The following is a 10,377-nucleotide window of genomic DNA, read 5'->3' as shown; positions in this document are numbered from 1 at the left end:
GGCCTGTTTTTGGAAAAACAGGCCAGAAACAGAAAGTGGGGTTTTACGTTTTGGGTTACACCAATTTACCAGCTGGAAGTTTAGCAATTCCCTCACGTCAGCTGCTCTTCCGGGTTTATCAATCTCCGTTCCCGGCTGGTTCAGAAAGCGTATCATGGGGATTAGGAAATCCCTGATAGATTGGTTCGGGATTATCCCCCCCGAATTGCAAGAGTGATTTAACTTGAAGATGAGGGATTTTAAAGATTGGAGCTTTTCAGGTGATTATCCTCTGTTCTGGATTAACTAATCTTCCATCTGCGTGCGTAACTAACTATTAAATTGAATATGCCTGTTTCTGGCCTGATTTCAGGAAATCAGGCCAGAAACGGGAGGCAAGGTTGTCTCCCGTTTTTTATGAATAATTGCGTAGTTTTGAGCCATCTAAGTATTCACCATATTCTTACAAACATGAGCGTACGCATAGAGAAAGACACCATGGGTCCGGTAGAGGTACCCGCAGATAAATACTGGGGCGCCCAAACCCAGCGCTCCAAAGAGAACTTCACCATTGGAGGGCAATTAATGCCTGTTGAGGTCATTGACGCCTTCGCCATCTTGAAGAAAGCCGCCGCCTACACCAACGCTGAGCTGGGCGTGCTGCCGCAAGACAAAGCCGAAATCATTGGCCGCGTGTGTGATGAGATTCTGGCCGGTGAGCTGGCCGACCAGTTCCCGCTGGTGGTGTGGCAGACCGGTTCTGGTACCCAAAGCAACATGAACGTGAACGAAGTGGTGGCCAACCGTGCGCACGTTCTGTTAGGTGGTGACCTGATGGATGAGAAGAAGAAGATTCACCCGAACGATGATGTGAACAAGTCACAGTCGTCTAACGATACCTTCCCCACGGCCATGCACATTGCCGCCTATAAAGCCGTAACCCAAACCACGTTGCCTATGGTGCAGAAGTTGCGTGACACGCTACACAGCAAATCACAGGAATTTATGCACGTAGTGAAGATAGGCCGTACCCACTTGATGGATGCCACGCCCTTAACGCTGGGCCAGGAGCTGTCTGGCTACGTGTCTCAGCTGGACCATGGCATGCGCGCCCTCAGAAACACCTTAGACCACCTGAGTGAGCTGGCGTTAGGCGGTTCTGCCGTTGGTACTGGTTTGAATACCCCCCAAGGCTACGCCGAACTGGTGGCCCAGAAGATTGCCGAGTTCTCTGGCCTGCCATTGAAAACTGCGGAGAACAAATTTGAGTCGCTGGCCGCCCATGATGCCATGGTAGAGACCCACGGTGCTCTGAAGCAATTAGCCGTGAGCTTGATGAAAATTGCCAACGACATCCGGTTGCTGGCTTCTGGTCCGCGCTCTGGCATTGGCGAAATCATCATCCCTGAGAATGAGCCGGGTTCCTCTATCATGCCTGGCAAAGTAAACCCTACCCAAGCCGAAGCCATGACCATGGTGTGCGCCCAGGTCATGGGCAATGATGTGGCCATCTCAGTTGGCGGTATGAACGGCCACTTTGAGCTGAACGTGTTCAAGCCCGTAATGATCTATAACTTACTTATGAGCGCAAGACTTATTGGTGACGCCTGTGATTCTTTTGATAAACACTGCGCCGTGGGTATTGAGCCCAACTATGAGGTGATCAAGCGCCAGCTGGAAAACTCCCTCATGCTGGTCACTGCGTTAAACCCGCACGTAGGGTATGACAACGCCGCCAAAATTGCCAAGAAAGCGCATAAAGAAGGTACTACCCTGCGTCAGGCTGCTCTGGACTTAGGTCTGTTGACAGATGAGCAGTTTACGGAGTGGGTGAAGCCGGAAGATATGATTGGGAGTTTAAAGAAGTAACTTCCGTTTTCGGCCTGCTTTGGCCAAAACGGCATATAAAGAGAAAAGCCCCGCTGCAGTGCAGCGGGGCTTTTCTCTTTATATGCCGTCTAGGTGTTTTATAATTCGATGTTATCTTTCTCTCCAGTAATCAACATTTGCAGCTCTCGGTGCATTGTTGTGAGTACCACGAAGGAAGAAAGTATAAACTCTACCTAATGCTATTGAAGTAATTGTAGTAGCTCCACTTGATGAGGTATAAGTATAATACTTTACAGGAGCAGCGGTACCCCAAGTACCTGCCTTATAGAAATCAACATTATAATCTCCTAATGGCACTTCAACATATTGACCAAATTCCTTAAAACCAATATTGGTTGCAATTACTGTTTCAACTTTTTCTACTGCTGGTGTAGTTCCAGAAGCAGCTTTTGCAGCACGAGTAGCTACTACGTCAAAGTTGTATGGAGCATTTGCCAAGTTATGAGCGAATCTGAAGTAAACTTTTGAAAAATCAGGTGCGGGCAAATTATCTCTAGTGAAAAGAAGCTCATAGGTAGCAGGCGTTACAATTTGCCCACAATTACCAGGTATTTCTGGGCTTGTATCTGTTGCAGGCACCGTCTTTCTTGTACCCATGACAACAGGTGTACCCACTAATATAGCTGTGTAACTTGCACCTCTATCTAACGTTACAGCTTTCTCTGCTATCTTATTATAAGGAGAAGCCAAAGCTTTCCAAGTTACGGGCTTACAATTATTGACCGCTAACTTGGCTGTATCATTAAAGGTATCCGGTGTCATGGTTGCTGTATCACGCACAATTAAATTAAATGATCCAGCAGGAACATTGGCATAACCATACGTACTTGGAAAGGTACTACCAAAAGCTAAACCCCGTAAGGCCCCATTTGCTAAGGCGGTGTTAGCTGTAATCCTTTGATCATTTAAATAATAATTGACATTTCCCGAACCTTCTACGTGGTTATACAATTTAACCAGTGCTCCATCAGAAACATAATCAGTACGCACTGGAATCGCATTATCTTCACAAGAGCTAAGTAAAAAAGCCGCAGCTGCTATAGTGAATAACTTATTGAGTGTATTTTTCATACTTATTCTGTCAATAATTAGTTTTTCTTGCTAAACCAAGTCTCATATGTGTGGAAAGCCGCGTCAAAACCACCAATTTGGCGCAATGCTTCTGCATTCCACAGATATTCAGAGTTATACCGTGGCCTAATTCTGTACGCTGGCATTCCACCATTAACCCCAAACATAGTTGGGTTGATCTGGAAAGCTGTAAATACATTATCATTCAAGTTAAGATCTGATCCAACCGTTACAGGATTTCCTGGCACATTTGTTCTTGAAGCTTCATCATACTTATCAAAGTAATGGTATCTTCTTAAGTCAGACCAAGTTTCCAGAAAGCCCCATCCCCATTGCGCTATATATTTTTGCAGCATGATATGTGAAAGAGTTAAATACGGTATTGGAAAGCCCTCCGGAGTCGTTGAGGGTTCTGTATTTGTAGGAATTAACCACGGATTGGTCATGTAAGCTGCTTTTCTACTATCAAAAGCAGTTCTTTCTTCTGCAGTTGTTAGGAAAGTCCTTGTGAAATCCATGTGCTTTTCAACCCCATTTTTGTAGGCAACTAAAGCTTCTGCCTTTTTATTGCTTCTGTATAAGGCCTCAGCTTTTATAAACTGCAATTGTGCATAAGTCATAATAGGAAAGCTGGCATTGTTTTGAAACAAGTATTTCCCTACTGTAGTTGCACTCGTAACATCTGAAGCAGTACCCCAAAGGTTCAAAGGTCTTTGCGTAGTAGTTGTATACTCTCCAGTACCAGAAAAACCTATACCTCTATATTGGCCGTCTCCAGCAGGAGCCAACATTGCAGCTATACGAGGATCTTTTAAGTGCTGCGTATTGAAGGCAGCTACAGGATCTTTTGTTTTTGGTACTGGCAAATTTGCAACAAGTTTTACTCGCACAGTATCTCTAGGTGGATTCGAATTAGGAACAGTTACTTTCTCATATTCCACATCACGAAGAGCGGGGTTAGTACCATCTAATAAACCTACAATGAATTTAGATTGCCGTAAGTTGATACCTGCGCTACCAATGTTTCCTCTTGACGGGCCAAAGAAGCTAGAGTTAGCTGTATTTGTACCCAAAAACTTAATAGCTGCATCATCTGCATTGCTGGCTAGAGCTTTATCTACATATTCAACAACCTTATCTGGTTCATAATTACTTTTGTTGGATAAATGGTTGGCATTAATAGCAAGAAGTCCATAAGCAAACTTCTCCCACTTACTTATGTCACCTGCATAAATTAAATCTGCATCTTTAGACATAGGGTTAGGATGCGGGTTAGCTTTTGCTTTTGCAAAATCAGCTATAGCCAACTCAGCAAGACGTTTTACTTCAGCATAAATAACCTCTTGCTTGTCATAATTGAAAGATGACTTGGTTGGGTCAAACGCTTCAGACATGATGATCTCACCATGTTGGTCTGTAGTCATTTGCCAGTTATAGGCCTGAAGAGCGTGGCCAATGCCTACAAATTCCCACTTCTGCTGCTCTTCTGCTTTCAGGATCATATCCCGCAGGTTAAGCCCCATGGTATAGTAGGTAGATCTCCAAAGAGTAGCGGCCGCATCACTGGCAGAAGCATACCCATGTCTATCCCAAGTCACATCCTGAGCTGCACTGAAAAAGTTTGAAGTATATTTCCCAATGTAACGACCATCATTTTGTAAGGCAATAGCCAACTCAGAAAGCATGGGTGCTAGGTATAAATGCGGGTCAACAACCTGATCAGGCCCGTTAGGGTTTGTGTTTACATCTAGCCATTCTTCACAGCTAACTGAACCAAACATAGCTGCTGCTATGAGTGTACCACATATAATTTTTTTCATTCTTCCTGTTTTTAATTAAAAGCTAACATTAATCCCAACATTTATTCCCATTGGCATTGGCAGGTTTCCATAGTCAAAGCCATATCCTCCACTACCACCAGTAGCTAAACTTGTAGCACTTCCAACAGGATCAAGTCCAGAATAATTTGTGATCAAGAATAGATCTGTGCCTGTTACAAACACACTTGCAGACTTTGCGAATTTTGTTCTTTGTAATAGTGCAGTTGGAAGTGTATATCTAAGTGTCACATCTCTCAATCTCAACCAATTGATATCTTTTTCTACATAATCAACTTCACCTGATGTAGCAGAGAAGAAGTTTGCGTCCCAAGCTGGATTGATCACAATATTGTTTCTGGTAGGATTAGCTGTATTCTCTAATCCGTCTTTTAATACACCACTATAAATTCTTGGCTCAAAGCGGTCAAGGGTTCTCATGCTCAAACCACGAACTGTTAAGAAATGTTCCGTTGCATTAAACACATCGCCACCTCTTCTAATATCTAATAAGAAGTTCAAAGACAGATTCTTATAGGTAAAAGTGTTTGTGATACCCATTAAGAAATCTGGAGTTCTATCACCTACTACTACCCAGTCTGTTGTCTGTCTGATAGGGTAACCTGTAGATGGACTAATTAAAATTTCACCTTTGTTGTTTCTTTCATATTCATACGCTGTGAATGAATTCACAGGCCCGCCAACCCTAGCACCATTTCTAATGTTATTATACAACCAAGTATCAGAACTATAATATTCCGGGATTGAAGAAGGCAATTTTACTAACTCAGAATAATTATGGCTATAATTAGCTGTAATATCCCAAGTAAAATCTTTAAAAATTAATGGAGTTGCATTGATTTGAAACTCGTATCCACCTGTTTCTATTTCACCTGCGTTAAATGTTTTCAGCACATATCCTGTACCATAACTTAAGCGCATACCTCTTACTATCTGCTCTTTAGAAACTTTTTTGTACGTAGCAAAGTCAATACCTAGCCTATCATTGAAGAACTTCATTTCAGCTCCAACTTCATAAGAAGTGGTCATTTCTGGATTAAGTGATTCTGAAGGCCCGTTGAAGGCATATCCGAAGCCAGCGCCGGTGGTAGTTCTAGGTTCTAGCCAAGGGCGGATCATATATGGGTCCGCATCTTTACCAACTTGAGCAGCAGAAGCCCTTATCTTACCAAAAGAGAGTACATTCTTGATGCCTGCCAAAGGAGCAAGTTCTGTAAATACAAAACTCAACCCTGCAGAAGGATAGAAGAAGGAGTTATTGTCTTTAGGTAATGTTGAGGTCCAGTCATTTCTTCCAGATAGGTTCAAGTATAGGAAACCGCCATAGCCTAAATTCAAGTTTGAGAATACGCCTACTAATCTTCTTTGAGATAACCGGTTCCTACCTCTGTGAGTAGTTGGATCTGTGTTTTCAATAGAATAAAGACCAGGTGCCTGGAATTTTTCACCATTTACTGCCTGCGTGAACCCGTTTTGGTCATTCACAGCACTGCCTAATTTAAAATCAGTAGAGAATTTATCGCCAAAGAATTTCTTAGTAATCTGAGCATAGTACTGGATGTTCAAATTTCTTGACGTATTGGTTGCTTGGTCAAAAACTCCACCTCTTGTTCCAGAAAGCCTAGACTCTGGGTGACGAACAGCCGTAATTTTTTGGGTAAAGTAATCAAACCCAACGTTACCTACAAACTTCAACCATGGTGCAGGGTCAATTACTAATTTCACATTAGTTATATATCTGTCGCTAACATTGTTGTTGGAGTTTTTGTTAACATTAAAGAATGGATTTTCCATTTCTGGGAAAGCCGTTGTACCGCCAGCCGTAAAGAATCTCCTAGTACCGTCTGGGTTCATGTACACGCTAGCATCATCATCTGAAGGCCAAGACAAAAGACCCAATAAAGGGCCGCCGCTTACATTAAAAATAGACTCTACATCTTGGTGTGTATAAGCAAAGGTCACATCTGAAGAGATGTATTTATTTAACTTTGATGTGATCGCTGAACTTAAAGTAAACTTATCTAAGCCTGTATTTGGGATAAATCCTTGGTTACCTGTATAAGATGTTGATACTCTATAAGTTGAAGCGTCTGTCCCGCCTGAAACAGATAGGTTGTGCTTCTGGGTGTAGTTGGTTTGGAAGAAATTTTTTACGTTATCATAAAACTGGGTTCCCTCTGGGAATGGCTGACCAAAGTAAGTAGTGATGGTAGAACCTTCATCTGTCACCCCTAATGTACCTCTATCATAAATTCGCTGGATCTTTGGATATTTTCTAATTTTATCCATCCGGAAGCTATTGCTATAGTTGATTCTGGCTGCACCAACTTTCCCTCTTTTGGTAGTAATGACAATAGCACCAGAGGCCGCATCTATACCATATAGCGCTGAAGCTTCTGGACCTTTTAAAACTGTTATACTCTCAATATCTTCTGGGTTTATATCTGAAGCTCTGTTTCCATAATCCACCCCTCTGTTTTCAAGTTGCGCAGCACCAGCAAAATTAGCTGTACTAAAGGTATTATTACTTACCGGGAGCCCATCAACTACGAACAGAGGCTGGTTGCTTCCGCTTAAAGAGCTCACCCCCCTAATAGTAATTGAAGCTGAGGCACCTGGCAAACCAGAGGTAGCATTTACTTCAACACCTGCTACACGGCCTGCCAATCCATTTATAAAATTTTCACGCTGAGTTTGTGCCACATCTGCTCCTTTAACCTCTGTAATGGCATAACCTAGCGCAGCTTTTCTTTCTTCAATACCCAAAGCCGTTACAACAACCTCATCTAAAGCTTTAGAGTCAGTTCTCATCACCACATCAACTGTACTGGCGGCACCTACTACCTTCTCTTGTGGAATAGTGCCAATAAAACTGAATACCAGCGTGCCGCCTACAGGAGCCTGGATAGAATAACGTCCATCACCGTCTGTAGAAGCACCCACAGTAGTGCCCTTTAGCACCACACTCACCCCCGGCATGGGGGAGCCGTCATCGGAAGAAGTCACCCTCCCGGTAATGGTCTTGCTTTGGGCAAAACCTGCCTGAGCTATAAACAAGCTCATAGCAAACAACATAAGTCGTAATACTACTTTCATAGAAAAGGATTTAGAATAATTGTTGTGAATTTGTTTGATGCCTGTTTGGTCTAAGTCTTCAAAGAAGAGGAACAATATAATTGAGTTAGGTAAAACAAAAGAGCAAGGCAAAATAATGTGCAAGATAAAGCAATTATGCCTAAAGAATGTGATCCTAGTAATAATTTTATAAAAAGCAGATCTTAAAAAGCCCTGCATTTTAAAAAATCACAATGGGTCTAGTATAATTTTAAATATCTTCTATGATATTTAAGATGCTAAACACTTCAGGAGCAAATGATTTGGATTGGAGAGCAGTTGTAAACCGGCCAAAATATAGAGAAGCTAAATTTATCAAACAAGCTAACTTTTTAACTTTGTTTAAAATCATTTCAAAACCTACCTCTTAATCACATGATTCTATCAGCAAAAGCTTAATATTACTGCCATTACCATAAACCACCAGACATAGCGCGTTAACATATTAAAGCGCTAGACCATTCGTCTGCATTTATTTTTACTTCTCATATACCACAACCTATGCCCACCACATCACCTCCAGATTTATCTGTGCATGCCAGCCCACAGGAACAGAGCCTAGCAAAAACTACTGCCATTCGCCTCCGCTCATTAGACGTTTTCAGGGGGATCACTGTACTGGCTATGATCTTGGTGAACAACCCGGGCAATTGGGGCAAGATCTACGCACCGCTCCGGCACGCCGCCTGGCACGGCTGTACACCCACAGACCTGGTGTTTCCGTTCTTCTTGTTTATAGTAGGGGTGTCTATTGCCTATGCCTTATCTGGCGCAAAGCAAAAGCCTGAAACACACGGTAAAACGCTGCTGAGAATTGCAAGGCGAGGGTTCACCTTGTTTGCCCTTGGTTTGTTCTTAGCGCTGTTCCCTAAGTTTGAGTTTGATACGGTGCGTATCCCGGGGGTGCTCCAGCGAATTGGGGTAGTCTTCATCATTGCCGCCTCTATCTTTCTGAAAACAGAACGGCGCTCCCAACTGGTTATTATAACCGCCTTGCTGGTAGGGTACTGGCTGCTCATGATGTTTGCGCCGGTACCGGGGGTAGGGGAGGCGAACCTTCAACAAACCACCAATCTGGCTGCCTGGCTGGATCACCAACTGCTCCCCGGCCACCTCTGGAAATCTACCAAAGTCTGGGACCCTGAAGGTATCTTAAGCACCCTGCCAGCCATTGCCACAGCTTTGATAGGGATATTGGTGGGGCAATGGTTGAAACAGAAAGATGAGCCCGGCAACAAAATTGCCTGGCTTATGGTGTGGGGCGTGATCTGCACCTGCGCCGGACTCATCTGGGACCTGCACTTCCCCATCAATAAAAGCCTCTGGACCAGTTCCTTTGTTTTGTACACAGCCGGCTTGGCCATGCTGGGCCTGGGGGTATGCTACTGGCTCATTGATGTGAAAGGATACCAGAGATTCACCACCCCTTTTTTAGTGTACGGAGTCAACGCCATCACCGTCTTCTTCCTGTCTGGGTTGATCCCGCGTATCATGAACATGGTCAAAGTCTCTACCCCCACCGGCGAAGTAGACAGCAAAACGTGGCTGTATGAGTCCTTCTATACGCCGCACCTGTCTCCCTACAACGCCTCTCTGGCCTGGGCCCTCACCTGGATCTTTTTCTGGATGATTATTCTCTGGATCATGTACCGGAAGAACATTATCATTAAAGTGTAACGTCAGGTCCCTGCCATTCCAGAAAGCGCTTCCTTTTAAACAGTGTCGTGCATTCCTGGTGCAGGCCACCGCTACGCCAGCAAGGGAGGAGCGTTTAGCTAGCTGCTTGTGGCACGGCTAAGGCGTTCCTATTTTTGAAACTGTATTCCTGTTTTTGGCCTGTTTTTGGGAAAACAGCCCCAAAACAGAACCTTCAGGAGCAGTGGCAGAAAGTTACCAGCCAGGAAACCTTCTACCGTGCACCCTCTGCTACCAGCCCCAGAACATTCATCTGGTTAGACGAACACCCAAGCGCCATGGAACCAAGAAAACCTCATTTTGTACGAAGAAGGCTGAACAGTTTCGGGTATGCCTGGAACGGGATTGCCGCGGCATTCAGGTCTGAATTCAACATGCGCTGGCATGTGCTGTCTGCCGGCATGGTGGTGGCCTTGGGGTTGTTCGTGGGCCTTTCCATAACAGAATGGGCACTGATTGCCTTCGCCATTGGCCTGGTCTGGATGGCTGAACTTTTCAACACGGCCCTGGAGGTAGTGGTTAACCTGGTCTCACCGGGGCGGCACCCGCTGGCGGGCAAAGCCAAAGACATAGCGGCCGGCGCGGTCTTGGTGGCGTCTGTGACGGCGGTGGTGGTAGGGCTGCTGGTTTTTTCCCCGTATGCGGCTCAATTCTTCCAAAAGCTCAGGTAAACATTCTTTCTCACCCGCCCGTTTACTACTTTTGCCCAATTTGTTCGGCCAAGGCCGATGATGTATAATACCAAACCCATAACCATGACTGGTAACGACGTACTTAAAAACCTAGCCGA

General features: G+C 44.3%; 6 protein-coding genes. 3 read left to right on the top strand and 3 right to left on the bottom strand.

Translation table 11 applies throughout. The annotated features are described in order from the left end of the window. Positions 1–450: 450 nt before the first annotated feature. A complete protein-coding gene (gene fumC, locus A8O25_RS21285; protein ID WP_066839511.1) occupies positions 451–1,848 on the top strand; it encodes a class II fumarate hydratase in 1,398 nt (465 codons plus the stop codon). A gap of 111 nt (positions 1,849–1,959) precedes the next feature. On the opposite strand, the gene A8O25_RS21280 is transcribed toward fumC, so the two are convergent. From A8O25_RS21280 to A8O25_RS21270, 3 genes are read right to left on the bottom strand one after another with little or no spacing between them, the layout of a single operon-like run. Then, positions 1,960–2,940, bottom strand: a complete 981-nt coding sequence (locus A8O25_RS21280; RefSeq protein ID WP_066839509.1) for a DUF4397 domain-containing protein — start codon at positions 2,938–2,940, stop codon at positions 1,960–1,962. A 17-nt stretch (positions 2,941–2,957) separates the two neighbouring features. After that, positions 2,958–4,760 carry a SusD/RagB family nutrient-binding outer membrane lipoprotein gene (locus A8O25_RS21275; RefSeq protein ID WP_074988009.1) on the bottom strand — a complete coding sequence of 601 codons (1,803 nt, stop codon included), beginning with the start codon at positions 4,758–4,760 and terminating at the stop codon, positions 2,958–2,960. A gap of 15 nt (positions 4,761–4,775) precedes the next feature. Continuing rightward, entirely contained in the window at positions 4,776–7,997 is a 3,222-nt protein-coding gene (locus A8O25_RS21270) for a SusC/RagA family TonB-linked outer membrane protein (protein WP_241499118.1), read from the bottom strand. Positions 7,998–8,393: 396 nt separating this feature from the next. Between A8O25_RS21270 and A8O25_RS21265 the strand changes: the two genes are divergently transcribed. Further along, positions 8,394–9,569, top strand: a complete 1,176-nt coding sequence (locus A8O25_RS21265; protein WP_082893817.1) for an acyltransferase family protein — start codon at positions 8,394–8,396, stop codon at positions 9,567–9,569. Between the two features lie 296 nt (positions 9,570–9,865). Further along, positions 9,866–10,258, top strand: a complete 393-nt coding sequence (locus tag A8O25_RS21260) for a diacylglycerol kinase family protein (RefSeq protein ID WP_066839512.1) — start codon at positions 9,866–9,868, stop codon at positions 10,256–10,258. The last annotated feature ends 119 nt before the right edge of the window (positions 10,259–10,377 follow it).

Origin of the sequence: Rufibacter ruber (genome assembly GCF_001647275.1) — a bacterium.
GTDB classification, from domain to species: domain Bacteria; phylum Bacteroidota; class Bacteroidia; order Cytophagales; family Hymenobacteraceae; genus Nibribacter; species Nibribacter ruber_C.
Note: the sequence above shows the minus strand (reverse complement) of the source record. Positions and strands in the feature narration are given on the sequence as shown.

Excerpts from the sequence above, each read along its gene's own strand:
- fumC (WP_066839511.1), top strand. The coding sequence starts at position 451 with ATGAGCGTACGCATAGAGAAAGACACCATGGGTCCGGTAGAGGTACCC.
- A8O25_RS21280 (WP_066839509.1), bottom strand. The coding sequence starts at position 2,940 with ATGAAAAATACACTCAATAAGTTATTCACTATAGCAGCTGCGGCTTTT.
- A8O25_RS21275 (WP_074988009.1), bottom strand. The coding sequence starts at position 4,760 with ATGAAAAAAATTATATGTGGTACACTCATAGCAGCAGCTATGTTTGGT.
- A8O25_RS21265 (WP_082893817.1), top strand. The coding sequence starts at position 8,394 with ATGCCCACCACATCACCTCCAGATTTATCTGTGCATGCCAGCCCACAG.
- A8O25_RS21260 (WP_066839512.1), top strand. The coding sequence starts at position 9,866 with ATGGAACCAAGAAAACCTCATTTTGTACGAAGAAGGCTGAACAGTTTC.